This is a genomic window from Stenotrophomonas sp. YJH_SMC_73, from assembly GCF_059370155.1.
In genome coordinates, this window is sequence record NZ_JCAFTJ010000005.1 from 360158 (window position 1) to 383815 (window position 23658).

A 23658-nucleotide genomic window follows, 5' to 3' on the forward strand; every position below is an offset into this window, starting at 1 on the left:
GATGAGCAGGCTGTTCAGAAGCGTCGAGGGCGGGGAGCTGTTCCCCAACGGAAGCGTGGTCTGTATCGGTGCATTCGACGGCCTCCACCTGGGCCATCGTGCGCTGGTCCGCCACGCGGTTGCCCGCGCGCGCGCCTTGGGCGTGGCCGCAGTGGCCGTGGCATTCGAGCCGCTGCCGCGTGAATTCTTCGCCCAGGGCACGCCGCCGCCGCGGCTGACCCTGGCGCGCAGCAAGGTCGAGATCCTGCGCGAGCTCGGCGTCGATGCGATCGGCCTGCTGCGTTTCGACGCGGCGATGGCGGCGATGCCGGCCGAGACCTTCGTGCGCCGGTTGCTGGTGCACCGGCTGGGCGCCCGCGAAGTGTGGATCGGGCCCGAGTTCTGCTTCGGCAACCGCCGCCGCGGTGATCTGGCACTGCTGCAGGAGATGGGCGCCGAACTCGGCTTCACCGCGGGCGAGATCGAAGCGGTGGACCTGCATGGCGAGCGCATCTCCAGCACCCGCATCCGCCAGCTGCTGCAGGAGGGCGATTTCGCCCGCGCCAACGACCTGCTCGGCCGCCCCTACGCGATCAGCGGGCGGGTGGTGCGCGGGCGCCAGCTCGGCCGTACGCTGGGCTTCCCCACCGCCAACCTGCGCTTCCCGAAGACCCCGGCACTGTCGGGCATCTACGCGACCTGGGTGCACGGCGTGTTCGACCAGCCCTGGCCTTCGGTGTCCAGCTTCGGTACGCGGCCGACGGTGGAGGGCGTGGAGCCGCTGCTGGAAGCCCACCTGTTCGATTTCCAGGGCGACCTGTACGGCCGCCACATCGACGTGGAGTTCGTCGCCAAGCTGCGCGACGAAGAGAAATTCAATGATCTGGCGGCGCTGACCGACCAGATGCACCGCGACGCCGAACAGGCGCGCGCCATCCTTTCCGAACATAGATTGCGAGCCACTGCGTGAGCCAGGACTACAAGACCACCCTGAACCTGCCAGCCACCGAATTCCCGATGCGCGGCGACCTGCCCAAGCGCGAGCCGGGCATTCTGGCGCGGTGGGAAGAGCAGGGGCTCTACCAGCAGCTGCGCGACAACGCCGCCGGCCGCCCGCTGTTCGTGCTGCATGACGGCCCGCCATACGCCAACGGCCGCATCCACCTGGGCCACGCGGTCAACAAGATCCTGAAGGACATCATCGTCAAGTCGCGCTACCTGGCCGGCTTCGATGCGCCCTACGTGCCGGGCTGGGACTGCCATGGCCTGCCGATCGAGATCGCGGTCGAGAAGAAGTGGGGCAAGGTCGGCACCAAGCTTGACGCCGTCGAATTCCGCCAGAAGTGCCGCGAGTTCGCCGAAGAGCAGATCAACATCCAGCGCGTGGACTTCAAGCGCCTGGGCGTGACCGGTGACTGGGACAACCCGTACAAGACCCTGAGCTTCGATTTCGAAGCCAACGAGATCCGCGCGCTGGCCAAGGTCGTGGCCAACGGCCACCTGGTCCGCGGCGCCAAGCCGGTGTACTGGTGCTTCGACTGTGGCTCGGCGCTGGCCGAGGCCGAGATCGAGTACCAGGAAAAGGAATCGCCGGCGATCGACGTCGCCTACGCTGCACGCGATGCGCAGGCCATCGGCCAGGCGTTCGGCGTGAGCGTGCCGGTCGACGTCGAAGTGGCCGTACCGATCTGGACCACCACGCCGTGGACGCTGCCGGCCTCGCTGGCGGTGTCGCTGGGCGCGGAGATCAACTATGTGCTGGCCGAAGGCCCGGCCCACAACGGCAAGCGCCGCTGGCTGGTGCTGGCCGCGGCCCTGGCCGAGCGCGCGCTGCAGCGCTATGGCGTGGACGAAGTGGTGCTGCACGGTGAAACCACCGGCGCTGCGCTGGAAAACCAGCTGCTGGCGCATCCGTTCTACCCGGAGCGCGAGATCCTGGTGCTCAATGGCGACCACGTCTCCGACGAGGACGGTACCGGTGCGGTGCACACCGCCCCCGGCCACGGCCAGGAAGACTTCGTGGTCAGCCAGAAGTACGGCCTGCTGGACAAGTACAACGCTGGCCAGGTCACTCCGATCGACGGCCGCGGCGTGTACCTGGAATCGACCCCGCCGGCCGGTGACGTGGTGCTGGCGGGCCAGCACCTGTGGAAGGCGCAGGAGGCCATCGTCGGCGTGCTGCGCGACAACGGTTCGCTGCTGGCGTTCCATCCGATCCGCCACAGCTACCCGCACTGCTGGCGCCACAAGACGCCGGTGGTGTTCCGCGCCACCCCGCAGTGGTTCATCTCGATGGACAAGGCCAACCTGCGCAACGATGCGCTGGCCGCCATCGACACCGTCGGCTGGTTCCCGACCTGGGGCAAGGCGCGCATCCAGAGCATGGTCGACGGTCGCCCGGACTGGACCATCTCGCGCCAGCGCACCTGGGGCGTGCCGATCGCACTGTTCACCCACCGCCAGACCGGCGAGATCCATCCGCGTTCGGTGGAGCTGATGCAGAAGGTCGCCGACCGCGTCGAAGCCGAGGGCATCGACGTGTGGTACTCGCTGGACGCCGCCGAACTGCTCGGTGCCGACGCGGCCGACTACGAGAAAGTCACCGACATCCTCGACGTCTGGTTCGATTCGGGCGTGACCCATGAAGGCGTTCTCGCCGCGCGTGGCTTCGGCAAGCCGGCCGACCTGTACCTGGAAGGGTCCGACCAGCACCGCGGCTGGTTCCAGTCCTCGCTGCTGACCGGCGTGGCGATCGACAAGCGCGCCCCGTACAAGCAGTGCCTGACCCACGGCTTCACCGTGGACGAGCACGGCCGCAAGATGTCCAAGTCGCTGGGCAACGGTATCGAGCCGCAGGACATCATGAACAAGCTGGGCGCGGACATCCTGCGCCTGTGGATCGCCTCGGCCGACTACAGCAACGAGATGTCGCTGTCGCAGGAGATCCTCAAGCGCAACGCCGACGCCTACCGCCGCCTGCGCAACACCGCGCGCTTCCTGCTCGGCAACCTGGACGGTTTCGACCCGGCGCTGCACCTGCAGCCGCTCGAGCAGATGGTCGCGCTGGACCGCTGGATCGTGCATCGCGCGTGGGAGCTGCAGGAGAAGATCAAGGCGGCCTACGACGGCTACAACATGGCCGAGATCGTGCAGCTGCTGCTGAACTTCTGCAGCGTGGACCTGGGCTCGCTGTACCTGGACGTGACCAAGGACCGGCTGTACACCATGCCGACCGATTCGCACGGTCGCCGTTCGGCCCAGAGCGCGATGTACCACATCGCCGAAGCATTCACCCGCTGGGTGGCGCCGATCCTGACCTTCACCGCCGACGAGCTGTGGGGCTACCTGCCGGGCGAACGCGCCGGCCACGTGCTGTTCACCACCTGGTATGACGGCCTGGCGCCGTTGCCGGCCGATGCCCAGCTCAATGCCGCCGACTTCGACCAGCTGCTGGCCGTGCGCGAGCAGGTGGCCAAGGTGCTCGAGCCGATGCGCGCCAACGGTGCGATCGGTGCGGCGCTGGAAGCGGAGATCACCATCGCCGCCAGCGAAGAACAGGCCGCGCGCTGGCAGCCGCTGGCCGATGAACTGCGTTTCCTGTTCATCAGTGGCGACGTGCAGGTGCGCCCGGCGACCACCGACGAGGTGTTCGTCAGCGCCCAGCCGACCACCAAGGCCAAGTGCGTGCGCTGCTGGCACCACCGCGCCGACGTCGGCAGCAACGCCGACCATCCCGAGCTGTGCGGCCGTTGCGTGAGCAACGTGACCGGCGCCGGCGAAGTGCGGAGCTGGTTCTGATGGCCGCGCCCCGTCCGCATCCGAACGCCCTGGTCTGGCTGCTGCTGTCGGTGGCCATCATCGGCCTGGACCAGTGGTCCAAGGCCTGGGTGCTGTCCAGCCTGCCGGAGTTCCAGCCGGTGGTGGTCATCGACGGCTTCTGGAACTGGTACCGCACCTACAACACCGGCGCGGCATTCAGTTTCCTGAGCGACGCCGGTGGCTGGCAGAAGTACTTCTTCACCGCGCTGGCGATCGCCATCAGCGGGCTGATGGCGTGGTGGCTGCGCGGCACCGCCCGCGGCAACTGGAAGGCCGCGGTGCCGTATGCGCTGATCATCGGTGGCGCCATCGGCAACGTGATCGACCGCCAGGTGCACGGCCACGTGGTCGACTTCATCCAGTGGTACGTGGGCAGCTACACCTGGCCCTCGTTCAACATCGCCGACTCGGCCATCGTGGTGGGTGCCGTCGGCATCGCGCTGTTTGGCCTGTTCGACGGCAAGTCCGCCAAAAAGGCGGATAATGCCAACCCGAAACCGTAAGCCGGCTGCCGCCGGGAGACTGAACTGATGGATGTGCTGCTCGCCAACCCGCGTGGTTTCTGTGCCGGTGTCGATCGTGCGATCGAGATCGTCAAGCGCGCGATCGAAACGCTGGGCGCGCCCATCTATGTCCGCCATGAAGTGGTGCACAACCGCTTCGTGGTCGACGACCTGAAGCAGCGCGGCGCGATCTTCGTCGAAGAGCTCGACGAGGTTCCGGACAACAACACCGTGATCTTCAGCGCGCATGGCGTGTCCCAGGCCGTGCGCCAGGAAGCCGAGCGCCGTGGCCTGAAGGTGTTCGACGCCACCTGCCCGCTGGTGACCAAGGTCCACTTCGAGGTCGCGCGCCACTGCCGTGCCGGCCGTGACGTGGTGCTGATCGGCCACGCCGGTCACCCGGAAGTGGAGGGCACCATGGGCCAGTGGAACCGCGAAGCCGGGACCGGGCAGATCTACCTGGTCGAGGATGTCGAGCAGGTCGCGACGCTGCAGATCAACCAGCCGGAAAACTTCGCCTACACCACCCAGACCACGCTGTCGGTGGATGACACGCGCGGCATCATCGATGCGCTGCGCGAGCGGTTCCCTGCGATGCAGGGCCCGAAGAACGACGACATCTGCTACGCCACGCAGAACCGCCAGGATGCTGTGCGCGACCTGGCCAAGCGCTGCGACCTGGTGCTGGTGGTCGGTTCGCCGAACAGCTCCAACTCCAACCGTCTGAGCGAGCTGGCCCGCCGCGAAGGCGTGGAGTCGTACCTGATCGATGGTGCGCACGAGATCGACCCGGCATGGGTGGCAGGCAAGCAGCACATCGGCGTGACCGCCGGCGCCTCGGCGCCGCAGGTGCTGGTCGATGGCGTGCTGGCGCGCCTGGCCGAGCTGGGCGCCACCGGCGTGGGCGAGCTGGACGGCGAACCGGAATCGATGGTGTTCGCGCTGCCGAAGGAACTGCGCCTGCGCCTGGTCGACTGAGCGCGGAAGGACGTCTGCAGGGTACGGCCCGCCACTCCCCGGTGTGGGTGCGAACCGAAACTGATCTGGTGGGTGCGAACCTTGGTTCGCACGCCTTTGGCATGGCCGGGTGGGCGCACCGCCCATGACCTTTGGCCATGGGGCCGGCCATCGCACAGGCCTAGCATCGGAGGATTCCCCGTTGTTGGAAACTGCCTGATGAAGACCCGAGCCCTGGCGATGTCGTTGCTGTTCGCGCTGGCGGCCACGCCTGCACTTGCGCAGACCTCGCCACCGGCCAACGCGGCGGCCCCAGGACTGCTGCGCATCGATGTGGACGCGCGCGATCTGGCCCGGCGCATCTTCAAGGTGACCGCCACCGTGCCGGCCAAGCCCGGCCCGATGACCCTGCTGTACCCGCAGTGGATTCCCGGCAACCATTCGCCCACCGGCCCGATCGACAAGCTGGCCGGCCTGCGCGTGACCGCCAACGGCAAGCCGCTGGCCTGGCAGCGCGATCAGTACAACGTCTATGCGTTCAAGGTGAACGTGCCCGAGGGCGCCAGCGAGATCGTCGCCCACTTCGATTTCCTGTCCTCGCAGGGCGGCAGCCAGGGCCGGGTGGTGATGACCCCGGAAATGCTCAACCTGCAGTGGAACGCCAACTCGCTGTATCCGGCCGGCATCGACGCGCGCCAGCTGCAGGCGCAGGCCAGCGTTACCCTGCCCAAGGGCTGGTCGTTCGCCACTGCATTGGAGACCGCGCGCCGCGACGGTGACACCGTGGTGTTCAAGCCGATCTCCTATGACCATCTGGTCGATTCGCCCTTGTTTGCCGGCGAGCACTACCAGCGCATCGATCTCGATCCGGGCGCGAAGGTGCCGGTGCACCTCAACGTGTTTGCCGACGACGCCAAATCGCTGAAGCCGAGCGAGGCGCAGATCACGATGCACCGCGCGCTGGTGCAGCAGGCCGACAAGCTTTACGGCGCGCGGCACTACAACCACTATGAGTTCCTGCTGGCATTGACCGACCGCCTCGGTGGCATCGGCCTGGAGCATCACCGTTCCAGCGAGAACAGTGCCGACCCGGGCTACTTCACCGAGTGGGACAACAACGCGTGGATGCGCGATCTGCTGCCGCACGAGTACACCCATTCCTGGAATGGCAAGTACCGTCGCGGCGCCGATCTGGCCACCGCCAACTTCAACACGCCGATGGGCGACAGCCTGCTGTGGGTCTACGAAGGCCAGACCCAGTTCTGGGGCCAGGTGCTGGCGGCGCGTTCAGGGCTGTGGTCGACCGCGCAGGCGCGCGACATGCTGGCCAACGTGGCCGCGACCTATGACCGTGGTCGCCCGGGCCTGGCCTGGCGGCCGCTGCAGGACACCACCAATGACCCGACCATCGCGCAGCGCCGCACGCTGCCTTACCGCAACTACCAGATGAGCGAGGACTACTACTCCGGCGGCCAGATGCTGTGGCTGGAAGTGGAGGGCAAGCTGCGCGAACTGAGCGGCAACCGGCGCAGCCTGGATGACTTCGCACGTGCGTTCTTCGGCGTCGGCAACGGCGACTGGGACGTCAACCCGTACACCTTCAACGACGTGGTCGCGACCTTGAACGGCATAGCGCCGTATGACTGGGCGACGTTCCTGCGCGGGCGCCTGGACGGCCACGGTTCGTTGACCGGCGGCCTGGAACTGGCGGGCTGGAAGCTGGTCTACCGCGATACGCCGAACGACGCCTACAAGGCACAGGAAAAACGCGCCAAGGCGGCGCTGCTGGCGTACTCGCTGGGTGCGACCGTGCTCGACAGCGGTGTGGTCGGCGACGTGATCTGGGACAGCCCGGCGTTCAATGCCGGCCTGGCGCCGGGCATGAAGGTGATTGCCGTTGGCGGGCGCGAGTACAGCAGCCAGCGCTTGAAGGATGCGGTAGCTGCGGCGGCGAAGGACAAGGCGCCGATCGTGCTGCTGGTGAAGCAGTTCGACCGCATCGAAACGATGAACATCGCCTACCACGGTGGCCTGCAGTACCCGGTGCTGGAGCGTATCGCCGGCAAGCCTGACCGCCTTGCGGACCTGTGGAAGGCGCGATGAAACCGCGCGCCCGCGATGGCATGATCCTGTTGATGGCGATCCTCGCCATCCTCGGTGCATTCCTGCACGGCGACGGGCGCTGGCTGCATTGGCTGGCCAAGCCGACCACCACGCTGCTGATCGCTGCCATCGCCTGGCGCGTGCATGATCCAGCGCAGCCGTTCTACCGACGCGCGGTGCTGGCTGGCATGCTGCTGTCGTGCGTGGGGGATATCGCGCTGATGTTGCCGGTGGATGCGTTCGTGCCGGGGCTGGTCGCGTTCCTGCTGGCGCACCTCTGCTACATCGTCGCCTTCCGCGATGGCCTGCGTGCCGGACGTGGCCTGCTTGCCGCCAGCGTCCTGCTCGGCGCGTTCGCTGTACTGAATGTACTTGGTCTGTGGCCGCACCTGCCCGCACCGATGCGCATTCCGGTGCTGGCATACGTGGTGGTGCTGGCCTCGATGGCGGTCCTGGCGCTCGCACGCCAGTGGCGGCGACCGCACACCGATGCAATGGATGCCAGCAGCTCCCGCTGGGCGGCCGCCGGTGCGCTGCTGTTCGTCGCCAGCGACTCGCTGCTGGCCTGGGACCGCTTCGCCGGCGGCCTGCCACTGGCCAGCCTGCTGGTGCTGTCCACCTACTACGGCGCGCAGTACGCCATCGCCCGCTCCGTGAAACAGCAAAAAGGGGACGGAGGGGATTAAGTCGCAGACGGCACCAAGGCACAAACGACTTAATCCCCTCCGTCCCCTTTTCGCGTTGACTATCGGAGGGTCGCGTTGCCGGAACGGCCTTGTGCGTCGAAAGAGAGTCGTGCGGACTGGCGATCACCGGCGACCTCGTCCGGCAGCCAGACCAGAGTGCCACCCTTGCGCACGATCACATAGACGTGGCCGACTTCACCGGGAGTGCCCATCAATGCGTTGCGCTGTGCCTGCAGTGCCTGGGCCACGCGCGGCACCGCCTCGAAATCGATGTTGGCCAGCGCCGTGCTGCTGCGGCGCAGGGTGATGGTGGGCGCGAAGCGCTGCGGATTGACCGGGTCGCCCTTGCGCCACTGGCCGCGTTCGAAGTGGTAGCTGTCCACGCGTGACGGCTGCTGCGGATCCACCAGGTCCAGATTGATCCGGCCATCGTCGTAGAAGTGGATGCTGTGGAATACCGTCAGCCGGTGCCCGGCCAGCGCAGGCATCTGTTCCAGTGCCTGGCGGGCGGCCAGCAGGTAGTCCGCATCGAACAACCGGTTGTTGCGTTCGGGCACCGGCGGCAACCGCGGCTCGGTCATCGGCGCGAGCGAAGCGGGCCTCTCGCGCGCTGGCGGCATGGCGATCGGCGCGCTTGCGCTGTTGGCCTGCACCGAATGGCCCAGTGTTTCGCCCAGCGTCTGCAGGGCTCCGCCTGCCACGGCGACGCCGGCCAGCACCAGCAACACCACGGAGAACACCAGCCGGGTCGAGGGCGGTTGCTTCATACACCCTCCAGGCGAACGTTGCGGCGATCTTCCGGGTCGTACAACAGCGTGACCCGCTCGCGCGGAAGATTGGCCAGCTCGATCAACGGGATGAAGCGGCGCACGCTCACCTGCTGCACGCCACCTTCGCGGTCGATGTATTCCAGCTGGAACTCCACCTGCGGCTGCTCGTTGAGATAGGTGCCGGTCTGGCGCAGCTTCAGCACCTTCGCATCCACGCCGATGCCGCGATACTTCAGCGCGTCACCGCGGGCGTCGGCCTGCAGCAGCCGGCCGAGCAGGCGCAGGCCCAGCGCGTAGCCGCACAACACCAGCGGGCACACCAGCAGCGGATGACCGAGCGACAGGAAGGTCCAGCCCAGTCCCTCACTCTGCAGCCGATAGGCGGCCACATAGGCACTGGCCACCGCCACGATGCCGATCGCTGCGCCGACACCACGACGCCAGAGGCTGGCGACATCCAATTCAGGCTGGGCACCCTCCAGCACCACGTTGGGGAACGCGCCCGGCATCCGGCTCAGGCGTACCTCGATACGCTTGCCGGCCACGAAACGCTGCAGCTGCGGCTTGCTGTCCACCACCAGCATCTGTTCGTTGATGGGCGTGCCGGACAGGTTCTGGAAGCCCAGTTGCAGCTTCCACTGCGCGAAGCCGCGCACGTGCACGCCGGTCGGCTCGGCCTGTTCGATCAACGCGTCGCGCGGCTCACCGCCGGCCAGGATGGTGCGCACCCGATGCAGTGCGCGCGGCGGGCCCAGCAGCAGGTAGTGCAGGAAGGCGAGCAGCAGGGCCAGCCACAGGATCACCGACAGCGCGAGCAGCAGCAGGGCCAGCCATGGCGCGCTGCGGTCGGCCAGTTGCACCGGCCACGACGTGCCGACATAGAGGATGCAGGGGAAGGGCAACGCGAAGAACAGCAGGAACGCGCCCCAGAACCAGAGATAGGCCTTCATGGGGTGGTGGGGAACCGATGGAACAGGGCGCGTAGGGTACTACGCTCAGCGGATCTGCAGGGTCAGCAGGAAGTAGCGGCCGAGCGGATCGTCCAGCCCCGGCATCTGGCCACCGTTGCCGACCAGATAGTTCACCGGTTGCGTGTCGAGCACGTTGTGCACGTCCAGCGCGGCGACCACGCGCGGCCCCAGGCGTCGTGCGAGATGCAGGTTCCAGCGCAGCTGCCGGGGGTTCATGCAGTGGTTCTGCTCGCGCTGTTCCTCCGGGCATTCCGCACCGGGCAGCCAGGCGCGCGTGCGCCCCACCTGGTTGCCGCGCAGGGCGATGTCCCAGTTGCTGTTCTGCCACTGCACGTTCAGCACGGCGGCCATCGTCGGCGTGACATGGCCGCGCAGGTCCACCGTTGCATCATGGCCACGTTCGCGGCGCAGTTCCTGCTGCTTCAGCGCATCGAGCGAGAACAGCCACTGGCCGGTGTTGCCGGTATCGATGTGGTACTCCCCGCGCAGTACAAAGTTGCGCGAGGTGGTGCGGCCGATGTTGTCGAAGGACAGGCGCAGGTTGCTCAGGTGGCCGTCCTCGTCCAGCTCCCAGGTGCCGGGGTTCCACACCGCGTCGGCCGGTTGCAGGGCCAGGATCTCGTTGCGCAGTTCGACGATGTTGTGGGTGAGTGACAGCGAGAACGTATCGGTCGGCGTCCAGGTCGCGGCCAGGGAATGGCTGCGCGACCGCTCGGCCTTCAACGCATCGTTCTCCACCACGTCCACGGTGACGCTGCAGCGCCCGTTGCCGCTGCTCTGCGCGCAGTCGGGCAGGGCGCTGGAGGCCGGCAGCTCGATCGCACCGAAGTAGCCCGGGGGACGCCGCTGTTCGAACAGGCTGGGCGCACGATAGCCGCGCCCGCTGGCAAGCAGGAAGGACCACTGGGGCGTGGGGCTCCAGCGCACGCCCACGCGGGGCGAAAAGGCCTGGTAGTCGCCGTCGCGGTCCCAGCGTGCGGCCAGGTCCATGCGCAGCGTGTACGCCAGGGGCAGGCCGAGTTCGGCGTAGGCGCCGCCACTGCGGCGCGCCAGGTGGCGCTGCTCCTGCGGCAGGCCCAGCGCCAGGTCACCCTGGCTCAGCAGGGCGTCGGGATGCGAGGTCCAGCGCTCCTGGCGCAGGTCGATGCCGGTGGCCAGCTGTGCAGCACCGCCGGCCAATGGCATCAGCTCCCGCTGCATGCCCCACCAGCCCTGCCACTGCTCGGTGCGCCCGCGATTGCGGATCGACGGGAACAACTGCTCGGCCGCGCCCGCCGGCAACGAGGTGAAGCCGGGCAGGAAATCCAGTGTCTCGGCGACCCGCAGCAGGGGCTCGGCGCGCACGGTGCCCGACGTGGACAGGCTGACATCGCTGCGCTGTGCGCTGATGCCGGCATCCCAGCTGCGCCGGCCCTGGTCGCGGCCAATGCCGAAGGTGACGTCGGCGTCGGTGGCACGTACATGCGGACGCACGTTGCCAGCTTCGCGCAGCACGCTGTTGAAGGTGAACCCGTACAGGCCGATGGCAACGGCGGTTGGACCAAGGTCGAAGCGTTGCCGGTTGTGGCTGGCCCGCGCCTCGGCGTAGGCATAGCGACCTTCGCCACGTTCATGCCGGTAGCGCAGGTAGGCCGAGGCGGTATCCGAGGCCGGTTGCAGCGAGCGCGGTCGGGCGCTGTCGAACCAGCAGGCACCATCGCGCCGCGTCAATGGGCCTTCGCAGCGTTCTGCCGGCCAGTAGCGTCCATCGCGGAACGCGCCGATCAGGTACTGCGAGGTTTCCGCATGCCATTGGCGGCGATCACCGGCCACGTGGTCGATGCGGTGCAGGTCGATGCCGGCGAACCAGCGGTCCCCTCCGTCGCGCACGCCGCCGGTGGCCGCCTGCACGCGATACTGGCCAGCGTCGCCGCGCCCGCTCAGGCCGGTCTGCAGCATGGCTTCCGGGCCGTCAGCCTGGTCGCGCAGGATGATGTTGACCACGCCGGACATCGCGTCGGCGCCATAGATGGCCGAGGCGCCGCCACGTACCAGCTCGATGCGTTCGACGAAGCTGAGCGGAATTCCCCCAAGATCGGTGAGCCCACCCTGTTCCAGCGACACCATGGGATAGCGTGGCAGGCGCCGGCCATTGACCAGGAACAGGGTCGCACGCGGGCCCATGCCGTCCAGGCTGGTGGTGGTGGCCGCACCCACCGGCAGGTACTGCGAATCGCCACTGCGCGAGGTGCTCATCGCCGGGTGGCCGTTCATGCCCGGCAAGTGCCGCAGCAGGTCGAACAGGCTGCCGTAGCCGCTGCGCAGGATGTCATCGCGGTCGATGATGGTGACCGGCAGCGTGGTCTGCACGGAGGTGCGCGGCAGCCGGCTGCCGGTGACATGGATCGGCGCCAGTTCCACCTGCGGCGGCGCGTCGGCGGATTTGTGTGGCGAACGTGCTGCGGGCGTGGCGCGTGCCGCGACCGACGGTGGCGATGGTGGCGCGGGGCGGGTGCGGCGGACGACGAATCCGCCAGCAGGCGTACGCAGGATGTTCACCGGCATGCCCGCGACCAGTTCCTTCAGGGCCGCAGCCGCATCGCGGTGGCCATGGGTGCCGGCCGTGCGCAGGCCATCCAGCTCACGCGCATCGAACAGCAGGGCAATGCCGCTCTGTCGCGCCCATTGCTGCAGGGCCGGCGCCAGCGGGCCTGAGCCAACATCGACCTCCAGGGTGCCCGCTTGCTCGGCCGCAGCGGCAGACGGCAGCGCGGGGATGCCCAACGCGAGGCAGAACAGGGTGCGGAGCAGCAGCCCCCCCTGCAGCGCGCCCGGTACTGCCATCACCGCAGGCCTCCTCAGTACGTGCGGCGCAGTTCCAGCGCGCCATCCGGTCGCGTCTGGCCAGCCACCGACCAGCCCAGTTCCAGTGCCGACAGCAGTTCCTGCGCGTCGCCGGCACGGAAGGTGCCGCTTACCGCCAGGCTGGCGATCTCCGGATCGGCGATCACCAGCGGCGTGTGGCCGTAGCGGTTCATGCGTTCGACCACGATCGATAGCGGTGTGGCATCGAACACCAGCTGTCCCTGCAGCCAGCCTTCAGCGGCGGCATTGGACGACAGTGCCGGACCGGGCTGGATGCGGCCCGACGGCAGTACCTGCAGTTGCTGGCCGGGCGCCAGGGTGTGCTGGGTGCCCCCGCTGCTGACTTCCACCGCACCTTCCAGCAGTGCGACTTCGACCAGGCCATCATGCAGGCGTTCCACCTGGAAGGTGGTGCCGATGTCGCGGATGGTGCTGTCGCCGGCGCGCAGCTGCAGGGCCTTGCCCGACGGTGCGACCTGCAGCTGCAGGCGGCCACGTTCCAGCACCAGGTTGCGATGGCGCCAACCGAAACGGGCGTGCAGGGTGGTGCCCGCATCCAGCGTGGCCACGCTGCCATCGGCCAGCGTCTGCAGCCGGGGCTGGTGGGAATCGTTGGCATAGCGCAGCGGCGTGGGGTTGCCGTCGACGGCAATCATCCAGCCGATCCCGATGGCCAGGCAGACGCCTGCGGCAGCGGCCACTGCCGGCAGCCAGCGACGCGGCGCCGGCCGTGCCGCACGTGCCGCGGCGGTGCGCAGCCACGGGTCGGCGGCCAGTTCCTCGCCCTGCTGGAACAGGGTCTCGGCCTGGACCCAGGCAGTAACATGGGCCGGGTCCTCGGCCAACCAGTCCTCGAACGTCTCGCGCTCGCCCGGCGTACAGTCCGGAGCCTCCAGCCGCGCCACCCAGGCGCTGGCGCGTTCGAACAGCTGCGTATCTTCCCTGGGCCTGGCGTGACTCATCCGTTGTCCCTGTCGTTGTGCAGCGGATCCGTTCCGAGTTCCTGGCGCAGGCCCTGCAGGGCGCGGGCGATGTGTTTTTCCACGGTCTTGGCAGTAATTCCACAGTGCCGCGCGATCTGCGTGTAGCTCATGCCGGTGATCCGGTTGAGCAGGTACACCTCGCGCGCGCGCTCGGGCAGCTTGAACAGGGCCTGCCGCAGCAGGGACAGCATCTGCCCGGACTCGGCCTGGCGCAATGGATCGGGCGACGTGCTGGAAGGCTCGTTGCCGCCATCATGTTCGGCGAGGGACAGATGCGGCCGCGACTGCGACGAACGGCCGCGGTCTGCCAGGCGGTTGCGGGCGATACGATACAGCAGCAGCCGCAGCTCGTCGGCACTGTGCGCGCGATAGCGGATCAGCCGCTCCATGCAGTCCTGCGCGATGTCCTCGGCATCCTCCGGCCCGACACCGCGCGTGCGCAGGAACGCACACAACGGCGCGCGTTCCTCCCGCACGAACGCAATGAACGCGTCCGCCGGCGCGGACAGGTCCGGCGCGCGATGGATCAGAGGAGAGGGGGCGGACAGGGCTGGCCTCGGACGTCGGTGGCGGGTACGTCTTCGAGTTTTACGCGACGATGACCGGATGGGGAAGAGTGTGCGTGGCCCACGAATCCATTGTGAATGCGTTCATGTTTCGAGGGGCGCTGCACTGGGGGAGGGCGCACCGTCCGGACGTTGAACTTTCGACCCGTGCGTTGCGGGTGGAGAGAGAGAACACATGAAGCATTCGAAGTTGAGCCTGGCCCTGGCAGCGTTGCTGGGCATCACCGCCATGGCGGCGGTTGATGACGTCATGGCAATGAATTATCACGTGCAGGACGATCGCGTCTTCCTCAGCGGCGGCGTAACCGTTGCCGATGTGGTGGCGCTGCCCGCGCTGCTGGCCAAGGCGCAGGCCGAAGGACGCCCGATCCGCGAAGTCGTGCTGCGCACGTCCAACGGTGGCGCGCTGATCGCCGGCGAGTGGCTGCAGGCGGTGATCCGCACCCAGGGCCTGGACACGATTGTGTCCGGCCACTGCATTTCGTCCTGCTCGATCATGCAGTCCGGCGGCGTCAACCGTTATCTCGGCGGCGACCTGCCGCTGGTCGATTCGGTGCAGATCCATGCCGCCAGCAGTGGTGGCAGGATCACCTACGCACCGTCGCCGCGCATGACCCAGATCTACACCGGCAACTATGGCGGCGGCATGGATGCCGGCCTGCTGCACAAGGCCATGTATGAGGTGGTGCGGCCCAATGGCCTGCTGGTGTTCCGCGACCCGGCGCGCACCACGGGTACATCGGTCACCTTCGATCCGGATGGCAGCGGCAGCAAGCTGGAGTCGTTCCCGGGCCAGGACATCCGCGGCAACAACATCATCAACACGGCAGGCTATCGCGATCCGGGCGACACCCTGCATGTGACCAGCAACGTCAGCGGCGACATCAATCCGGGCTACCTGCGCACCGCGCGCCAGTTGCAGGCCTTCGTCGACGACGATTTCGCGCGCTGGAACACCGACTGGGCCAGCACCTACATCAACTACGCGGTGAGCCTGTACAACGTCTCCACGCGGGGGCCGAACGGCATCGGCACGCAGTCGCTGCAGCAGCTGCTTGCCGACCCCGACCTCCAGGATGAGCTGCGCGGCCAGTTGCGGCTGGCCGATCTGGATGCGTCCACCCTGGCAGGTTCGGCGGGCGTGATCCGTGTCAGCAATGGCGCCACCTGGCGCACCGCCGAAACCACCGGCGCCGATTTCATGCTGGTCGACAACGGCACCATCGCGCTGGAGGGCGGCGCGCTGCGTACCCCCGAGCTGCGGGTGATGCCGGGCAGCGTGGTGGTTGGCCATGGCGATATCGCATCGGTCGGCACCGACAGTGATGCGTTGCTGGATGGCACCGGCCCGTCCTGGCGCGAAGACGGCTTCAACCGACTGCGCGTGTTCGGCACGCTGATGCCGCGTGGCGGTGATCTGGTGACCCACGGCTACGTCAACATCATGCCCGGCGGGCAGGTGCTGTTCGATGTTACCGAGGCCGGGGGCACCGGCAGTGGCCGCCTGCGCGTCGGCAGCTTCTACGATGGCGGGGCCGAAGAGGGGGCGCTGGTGATCGCGCAGGGCGCACACCTGGCGTTGAACGTCGCCCAGGGCTTCTATGCCGGCGGCTACCGCCGCGATCTGGTGGAAGGGCCGATCTACCAGGGCGGTTTCCAGGATGCCGTGCGACTGGGCGACACCGGCTACAGCGCCAGCATCACCGCGGGCGAAGTATTCCGCCCGCGCCACAATTCGCTGCTCAGCTTCAACGTCAACCAGACGGCCGACGGGCTGTGGCTGACCGCCAACCCGGGCTTCGATCAGCTGGGCCTGTTTGCCAACGGCACCTCCGGCGATGGACTGGGGCGCGCGCTGGCAGCCGCATCGGATCGCCAGGACAGCGGCCTGAAGTCGCTGCTCGGCGCACTGCAGTTCGCCGACCGCGATGTGATCGCACAGCAGGCCGGCGCCCTGCGCGGTGATGCACACGCCAGCCTGCGCCTGGCCGACAATGCACTGCTGGGCAGCATCGGCAACGTGGTGCAGCAGCACCAGGCGGCGATGCGCAGTGGCGGCGATGCCGATGGCCTGGCCTCGCAGGCGGCGCAGTCGGTGTCGGCGCAGCCGGGCATGCGCCATGGCAGCCTGTTCAACCAGCTGGCCATGCATCTGGTCGAGCCGGCCGGCGAGGCTGCTGGCGACAGCCGCGCGGCGGGTGGCAGCCGTGGCCTGTGGGCGCGCGGTTTCGCCAGCCATGGCCGCATCGACGCCGACGGTGGCGTGGCCGGCCTGAGCCATAACATCGGCGGCATCGTGGTCGGTGCCGACACGCACGTGGCCGATGACCGCGTCACCCTCGGCGTCAGCGTGGCCGCCGCGGACATGTCGACCAAGGCCAGCGATGGCTCCGGTTTCAGTGGCGACGTGCGCGCGCTGGATGTGGGAGGCTACCTGGATGCGACCTATTCGCGTGGCTACCTGTCGGCGGCCGTGCGCTACACCGACCTGCGCCACGATACCCGCCGCAGCCTTTCGGCCATCGATGGCCTGCAACAGCCGCTGCGCGCCCGATACAGCAACGACGCGATCTCGGCGCGGGTCGAACACGCGTTCTCCTTCACCACCGGCAAGGGACTGGTGATCCAGCCGCTGCTGCCGGTGGTGGATTACGCGCGGACCTCGGCCACCCGCTTCAACGAAGAGCAGGGCGCTGGCGCGCTGGTGGGGCGCAGCGGCAGCCTGGAGAGCATCCGCGTGGGTGCCGGCCTGCAGCTGTTCAAGACCTTCGAGGGCAACAACGGCGAGCGCATCACCCCGCGTGCCCGCGTGGCCTGGCAGAAGGAGCTGGGCGATTCACAGGCGCGCTACAGCACCGGTTTTGCTGCGGCCCCGGACCTGGTGTTTGGTGCCAGCAGCCAGGCCGTGGGCGAGCAGGTGCTGGCCTGGAACGTGGGCGTGACCAGTCGCGCCAGCGAGCGCCTGTCGATCATGGCCGACTACGTGGGTGAGCGCCGCGACGGGCAGATCCGGAACGGCGTGATGCTGGGCCTGGGCTACCGGTTCTAAGCGGTACCCGGCCCCGGCGATATGCGTATCGCCGGGGCCATCCCATCAGGGCAGGTGCTGCGGTATGGTCGGCAGGGAACTCCCGCCAGGCCCCGTCATGCAGATCGCCGTCTTCAGTGCCCGCCCCTACGATCGTCGTTTCCTCGACGAGGCCAACCAGCGCGATGCGGCCGGGCAGGGCTTTGCATTCGTGTATTTCGATGCCGCGCTGGACGTGCATACCGCTGCGTTGGCACAGGACTGCGCCGCCGTCTGCGTGTTCGTCAATGACCGCCTCGACGCGCCGGTACTGCACGCGCTGCATGCGCTGGGCGTACGCGCCGTACTGCTGCGCTGTGCCGGCTTCAACAATGTGGACCTGGCCGCCGCGAAAGCGCTGGACCTGTTCGTCGCACGGGTGCCGGCCTATTCCCCCGAAGCCGTGGCCGAGCACGCGCTGGCGCTGGTGATGACGCTCAACCGGCAGACCCATCGCGCCTACAACCGCGTGCGCGAGGGCAACTTCATGCTCGATGGCCTGCTCGGGCGCACCCTGCATGGGCGCACGGTCGGCATCGTCGGCACCGGCAAGATCGGCCTGGCCACCGCGCGCATCTTCAAGGGCATGGGCTGCACCGTGCTGGGGCATGATCCGTATCCGTCGCCGGCCTTCGCCGGCGTGGGCGACAGGGTTGGTCTGGATGAACTGCTGGCGCGGGCCGACATCGTATCGCTGCATTGCCCGCTGACGCCCGATACCCAGCACCTGATCAACGACGCCTCGCTGGCGCGGATGAAGACCGGCGCGATGCTGGTCAACACCTCGCGCGGCGCGCTGGTGGATACCCATGCGGTGATCCGCGCGCTGAAATCGCGGCGGCTGGGTCATCTGGCCATCGACGTCTACGAGCAGGAAAGCGCGCTGTTCTTCCAGGACCTTTCCGGCGAGATCATCGACGACGAGGCCTTCCAACGCCTGATGACCTTCCCCAACGTGCTGGTGACCGGCCACCAGGGCTTCTTCACCGTGGAGGCGCTGCGGGAGATCTCGGCGATCACGTTGGGGAACCTGCGCGATTTTGCGGAGGGGCGGGTGTGTGCGAACCGGGTGGGAGCGTAGACACGCTGCGGAAGTGGGCCTCACCCAGTCCCCACCTGGGGTATTTACTTTGGGTGAATATCATATGAAGCTGTCGTGAAGGGGGGCTTGTCCTCCCTTGAAGTACAGGGGGCGCAAGGGACGGCGCAGCTGCTTTCTGGCCGGAACATGACGCCAGCACACGTCGGTGGATTACCGATCGTCTGGTGATTGCCGACGCAATTGGACAAAGGGATGTTCCATGCGTATCTGGCAGTGGCAGGCGTTGTTGGGCGCGGCATTGGTCGTGTCATCCGGGTGGACCTGGGCGAGTAGCCCGGTCACCCCGCATACCGAGTACTACAAAAAGATCAAGAACAGCGAGGGGCTGGCACCGCTGACCTCGAGCCTGTTCGGGGATAGCATCAGCCCCAGCTCGGGGTCGACCGAATTTGTCGTTACCGACATCGACTTGCCAGGCAACAACGCGCTGCCGGTGCGATTGCAGCGTCGTCTCGCTGTGCAGTCCTTCAAGGACCGGCAGCCGTTGGGGGGATTCGGCAGCTGGGACATCGAAGTCCCCTACATGCACGCCACCTTCGACTCCATCTGGAAGTGGAACGAGTCGGGTAATGGCGCCACCCAGCGTTGCTCGCAGACCTTCTACCCCAAGACGCGTACCGGCGTGGGCACCTTCGAGATATGGACCGGCGTGCAGGTGCGTGTCCCCGACCAGGGCGAGCAGGAGATGCTGCTGATCGCCAACGCCTCCAACCCTAAACCCACCAACGGTGAAACCTATCGCTGGGGTACTCGGGGCAACATGCGCCTCAGTTGCCTGGGCTCGACGGCCAATGGCTATCCCGGTGAGGGATTCCTGGGCGTGGATGCATCGGGGAATCGCTACTTCTTCAATGTGGGTATTGAACGAACAGCCGGTTTCATGGATCTCGGCCAGGGCGTAGGTTCAAAACTGGTGCGTGTTCTGCTGATGGCCAGTCGGGTCGAAGATCGCCACGGCAACTGGGTAGCCTATGACTATTCGGGCGACAAGCTGGTTGGCATTCGCGGCAGTGATGGTCGCGCCATTTCCATTGCCTATGCCGGGGACCGTATTGCAAGTGCAACAGCCAATGGCCGTACCTGGAGCTATGAGTACAACGAGGGCTCCGGTGCAATGGGATTCGCACGCTGGCCTGCGCTGCGTGCCGTGCAGCAGCCGGATGGTGCTCGCTTCGGCTATGAGTACAGCTGGCAGGACGGCGGATTCGGGGGCCTGAACCCGGAGTATCAGAGCTGGGATGGTGAACCGAAGCTCTGCATCAAGCCCACGTTCGAGCAGTCTGGATTCACCCTGATCGCGACCCATCCATCAGGAACGCGTGGACAGTTTGAGTTCAAGTACCTGCGCCGCACCCGGCTGGGTGTAAAAAGTACCGCTTGCGCAGACATGGGCGGTGGGCGCTACGCGCAACGCGCCTCCAATGCGTTCGACCTCTTCGCGATCACCAGCAAGACGCTGACGGGGCCCGGGTTGGGCAGTTTGACCTGGACGTACGAGTCGGGCGGATATGACTCGGGCCTGGCCAACTCCGCAGTGTCGACGATTGTGGAGCCAGATGGTACGCGCCGTCACAGTGTGTTCGGACGAAAACTCGACGAGAACGAGGGGCAGTTGCTGCAGGAGGCGGTGCGTGCGCCGGACGGTCAGATCGTCCAGGTCATCACCAATACCTATATGAGTTCGGACGAGGTCCAGGCCGGACCGTTCCCGGACAGCTACGGTTCGATGACCGCGGCCGATGATCCCTTCGCCGTCAAGATTCGTCCCCTGAAGCAATCTGTGCTCAGCCAGGATGGCGTCAACTTCGTCAATACGACCGATCAGTTCGATGCGCATGTGCGGCCGGTGGTGCAGACCGAGAGTAACTCGTTGGGGCGCGCGCGAACGCTGAGAACCACCTACTTCGACGACACGGGTCGTTGGATACTCAGCCAAGTCGCGCGCAGCACACAGAGCGTTGGCGGCGTTGAGATTGAGACCGAACGCACCGAGTTCGACTCGATGGCGCGCCCGCAACGTACCTACGCCTTCGGCGCGTTGCAGCAGACGCTGGGCTATCACGCCGATGGCACGCTCGCCTCCGTGGCCGATGGCAAGGGCAATGCCATTGCGCTTGGCAGCTGGAAGCGTGGCCTGCCGCAGAGTGTCGCGTACCCGGACGGCAGCAGTGCCTCGCTGCAGGTCGATGACAATGGCTGGGTGCGCGCAGCGGTGGAGCCCAATGGTGCCAGCCGAAGCTTCGACTACGACGGGATGGGCCGAATCGTACTGGCGACCCAGGCCGCCAATGACAGCGTGGCCTGGAATCCTTCTACAACGCGATTCTTCCAGGTGGCGGGAGCGGAGATCGGGCTGGAAGCGGGACATTGGAAGCGCGAGTCCAGTACCGGCAACGCACGCGCGGTGACGTACTACGATGGGTTGTGGCGCCCAGTATTGGAAGAGTCGTTCGACGCTGCGGACCGTGGCGGTACATTGCGCCAGACGGTGACCCGTTATGACAGCAATGGGCGCCTGGTTTTTACCTCCTATCCGACGCGCGCGGCGTCCGACTTCCGCTCGGCGCTGCCCGGCACCCATACCGGCTATGACGCGCTCGGGCGCCCCAATCGCAGCGAGCAGGACAGCGAACTGGGCCGGCTTGTCACGACCACCGAGCAGATCGGCGGAGGCAGCGTAAGGGTGACCAATCCGCGCGGCATTGCCACCACCACCGACTACTTGATGTACGGCAAGCCCAGCCAGGACACGCCCATCCGGATTCTCCACGCGGAAGGGGTAGTGACGGAGATTCAGCGCGACACGCTGGGCAAACCGCTGTCGATCCTGAGGCGCAACTACGATGGCAGCGTCAGTGTACGGCGCCAGTACGTCTATGACGGCGCCCAGCGGCTGTGCAAGAGCATGGAGCCTGAGACCGGTGCGACCGGCATGGGCTATGACGCTGCAGGCAATCTGCTCTGGTCTGCCTCGGGCCTGACGTTGCTGGGCCCTCAGTGCGACAGCGACGCTGCCTATGCGTCGCCTTCGCGGGCTGACCGCAGCTACGACAGCATGAATCGCTTGCTGACCCTGCGTTTCTCTGATGGCCAGGGTGATCAGGACTGGAGTTATTGGCCGGGCGGGAAAGTCAAGCGTGTGCAGACGCGCAACAACGGCGCCGTCACCACTAACGACTACACCTACAATCTGCGTGGACTGCCCACGTCCGAGAGCGTGGCCTACGACGGTGGCGAGGCCTGGGCGCTGGGCTATGGCTACGATGCAAACGGCGCCTTGGCAACCCATGTGCAGCCGTCCGGCCTGACGATCGACTACGGCCCGAATGCGCTGGGGCAGCCGACGCGAGCCGGAGCCTTCGCCACCAACGTGCGCTATTACGCGAACGGCGGCATGAGCGGCTTCACCTATGGCAACGGCGTCGTGCATCAGATGACGCAGAACGCGCGCGGCCTGCCCGATCGCAGCACCGACAGTGGTGCAGGTGGCAAGGTCATCGATGACGGCTACGACTACGATGCCAATGGCAATGTGGCGGCCATCAGTGACGGCCTGCCGGCAGCCCCTGGAAACCGCGACATGCGTTACGACGGCCTGGATCGTCTGACCACGGTGACGGCGGCCAGCTTCGGAAACGCAAGCTATGCGTACAACGTTCTGGACAATATCGTCACCGCCAGCGTTGGTGCACGGCGGCAGTCCTTTGAGTACGACTTCAACAATCGGTTGACGAACGTGCGGGATGTCGGCAGTGGTGCGACCGTGACCGGGCTTGGCTATGACAGCCAGGGTAACCTGAAGATCCGCAATGGCGTGGCGTTCCGGTTCGACTACGGCAATCGCCTGCGCGAGGTCGATGGCAAGGAGGCCTATCAGTACGACGCGCATGGACGCCGCACCCTGGCCAGTGCGCCCAATGGCAACATTCGTTCCCTCTATGGGCAGGATGGCGTGCTGCGCTATCAGCACGATCAGCGCCAGGCGAAGGGCTTTGACTATATCCAGCTCAACGGCAGCCTTGTTGCCAAGCGTGCCGTGGATATCGCGCCTGCAGCACTGGTCGTAACGGTTCCGGGTTACAGCGCGGACGGTGCGTTTGCGGTGCAGTGGACAGCCGTTGCCGGTGCGCAGCGTTACGAGGTGCAGGAGTCGGGTGGCGGTGACTGGCAGGCTGTCTATCAAGGGCCTGCGCTGAACGTTTCGCTGGCCGGGCGAAGCTCCGGCGTCTATCGCTATCGTGGCCGTGCCTGCAATGGCACTGTCTGCGGTGCTTGGGGTGTGGAAGCCTCCATCCAGGTGGAGCTTGCTCCCACCGCTGCGCCGGTGATCACTGCACCGGCGCAAGGTATCAACGGAACCTATTTCCTGAGCTGGTCAGCGGTACAGGGTGCCGCCCGCTTTGTGCTTGAAGAGGCCGTGGGTGGCGGATGGAGCGTGGTCTTTGATGGTGCTGGCCGCACCTATCAAGTGACCAGCAAACCGGCAGGCACCTATCGCTATCGGGTCAAAGCATGCAATCCACAGGGCTGCGGCGTCTACTCGGCCGAAGCGGCGATTACCGCGCTGTATGCCCCATCCGTACCCGCACTGTCGGTACCTGCTGCGAGCTACAACGGCAGCTACGCCGTCTCTGTTTCGAGCGTGGCACAGGCCAGCAGCTATCGCATTGAAGAACAATTCAACGGAGCAGCATGGACTGAGATCAACCGGATCAGTGGGAATCAACTGGCCATCAGCGGACGAATCGCCGGCAGTTACGCCTATCGTGCCTTTGCATGCAATGACGCCGGGTGCAGTGCGTCAAGCGCCGTAGGCAGTATCGTCGTGACATTGCCACCGGTCCAAGCCACGGCGATCAATCTCGGTGGCGTGAGCTACAGTTCAACCGTGAGCATGTGGTGGGGCGCAATCCCCGCAGCGACGAGCTATCAGCTGATGGAGCAGCTCAATGGGGGTGGCTTCGGACTCGCCCAGGAAGACGGTGCGACCGCCGTGGCCCGAGGCGGCCGCTGGCCGGGACAGTGGGACTACCAGGTGCGTGGCTGCAATGTCGCCGGTTGCGGACCGTGGTCCGCGGTAGCGGGCGTGCGCGTGATTGGTCCTCCGGCGACCCCGGTCCTGCGCGTGCCGGATGGGGTGGGAATCGGCGCGGCTTACTCGATCTCCCTGCTGGAAGTGGCGGACGCGACGCGCTATGAAATCGACGAAAGTACTGACGGCGCCAACTGGTCGCTGATTGCGGGGGATCGAACCGTTTCCCTGAATAAGGGCGGCGGAGGCAACTTCTACTACCGTGGTCGTGCCTGC

Annotated in this window: 14 protein-coding genes; 9 read left to right on the forward strand and 5 right to left on the reverse strand. The window is 66.8% G+C overall.

Going from position 1 to position 23658, the window contains the following annotated elements:
• Position 1: 1 nt before the first annotated feature.
• The 6 genes from AC5P8R_RS11065 (at position 2) to AC5P8R_RS11090 (ending at position 8047) form a co-directional block, all read left to right on the forward strand.
• Entirely contained in the window at positions 2–949 is a 948-nt protein-coding gene (locus tag AC5P8R_RS11065) for a bifunctional riboflavin kinase/FAD synthetase (protein ID WP_014646375.1), read from the forward strand.
• Complete coding sequence (gene ileS / locus AC5P8R_RS11070; RefSeq protein WP_495223397.1) at positions 946–3777, forward strand: isoleucine--tRNA ligase; 2832 nt, start codon at positions 946–948, stop codon at positions 3775–3777. The genes AC5P8R_RS11065 and ileS overlap by 4 nt, the downstream gene beginning before the upstream one ends.
• A complete protein-coding gene (lspA, locus tag AC5P8R_RS11075; RefSeq protein WP_032956391.1) occupies positions 3777–4301 on the forward strand; it encodes a signal peptidase II in 525 nt (174 codons plus the stop codon). Before ileS ends, lspA begins: the two co-directional genes overlap by 1 nt.
• 27 nt (positions 4302–4328) lie before the next feature.
• The gene (gene ispH / locus AC5P8R_RS11080; protein ID WP_005408565.1) at positions 4329–5279 is read left to right on the forward strand and encodes a 4-hydroxy-3-methylbut-2-enyl diphosphate reductase; all 951 of its coding nucleotides are present in this window, start codon (positions 4329–4331) and stop codon (positions 5277–5279) included.
• A 198-nt stretch (positions 5280–5477) separates the two neighbouring features.
• On the forward strand, positions 5478–7361 hold the full coding sequence (locus AC5P8R_RS11085) for a M61 family metallopeptidase (protein WP_014646379.1): 1884 nt from the start codon (positions 5478–5480) through the stop codon (positions 7359–7361).
• A complete protein-coding gene (locus AC5P8R_RS11090) occupies positions 7358–8047 on the forward strand; it encodes a lysoplasmalogenase (RefSeq protein ID WP_014646380.1) in 690 nt (229 codons plus the stop codon). Before AC5P8R_RS11085 ends, AC5P8R_RS11090 begins: the two co-directional genes overlap by 4 nt.
• A 59-nt stretch (positions 8048–8106) precedes the next feature.
• On the opposite strand, the gene AC5P8R_RS11095 is transcribed toward AC5P8R_RS11090, so the two are convergent.
• The 5 genes from AC5P8R_RS11095 to AC5P8R_RS11115 are packed head-to-tail and all read right to left on the reverse strand — an operon-like array spanning position 8107 to position 14124.
• The gene (locus AC5P8R_RS11095; protein ID WP_049441217.1) at positions 8107–8814 is read right to left on the reverse strand and encodes a hypothetical protein; all 708 of its coding nucleotides are present in this window, start codon (positions 8812–8814) and stop codon (positions 8107–8109) included.
• A complete protein-coding gene (locus AC5P8R_RS11100; RefSeq protein WP_111206922.1) occupies positions 8811–9767 on the reverse strand; it encodes a hypothetical protein in 957 nt (318 codons plus the stop codon). The genes AC5P8R_RS11095 and AC5P8R_RS11100 overlap by 4 nt, the downstream gene beginning before the upstream one ends.
• 45 nt (positions 9768–9812) lie before the next feature.
• A complete protein-coding gene (locus AC5P8R_RS11105; RefSeq protein ID WP_164077127.1) occupies positions 9813–12611 on the reverse strand; it encodes a TonB-dependent receptor domain-containing protein in 2799 nt (932 codons plus the stop codon).
• 14 nt (positions 12612–12625) lie between these two features.
• Positions 12626–13594 (reverse strand): FecR family protein, encoded by a 969-nt coding sequence (locus AC5P8R_RS11110; protein ID WP_075076111.1) that lies wholly within the window; start codon positions 13592–13594, stop codon positions 12626–12628.
• Positions 13591–14124, reverse strand: a complete 534-nt coding sequence (locus AC5P8R_RS11115) for an RNA polymerase sigma factor (RefSeq protein WP_075076110.1) — start codon at positions 14122–14124, stop codon at positions 13591–13593. The genes AC5P8R_RS11110 and AC5P8R_RS11115 overlap by 4 nt, the downstream gene beginning before the upstream one ends.
• A 232-nt stretch (positions 14125–14356) precedes the next feature.
• On the opposite strand from AC5P8R_RS11115, the gene AC5P8R_RS11120 reads away from it, so the two are divergent.
• From AC5P8R_RS11120 to AC5P8R_RS11130, 3 genes are all read left to right on the forward strand, one after another.
• Entirely contained in the window at positions 14357–17230 is a 2874-nt protein-coding gene (locus AC5P8R_RS11120) for an autotransporter domain-containing protein (RefSeq protein WP_142234420.1), read from the forward strand.
• Between the two features lie 97 nt (positions 17231–17327).
• The gene (locus AC5P8R_RS11125; RefSeq protein WP_495223399.1) at positions 17328–18329 is read left to right on the forward strand and encodes a 2-hydroxyacid dehydrogenase; all 1002 of its coding nucleotides are present in this window, start codon (positions 17328–17330) and stop codon (positions 18327–18329) included.
• 220 nt (positions 18330–18549) lie between these two features.
• On the forward strand, positions 18550–23658 hold a 5109-nt coding region (locus AC5P8R_RS11130), incomplete at its 3' end, for an RHS repeat domain-containing protein (protein WP_495223400.1).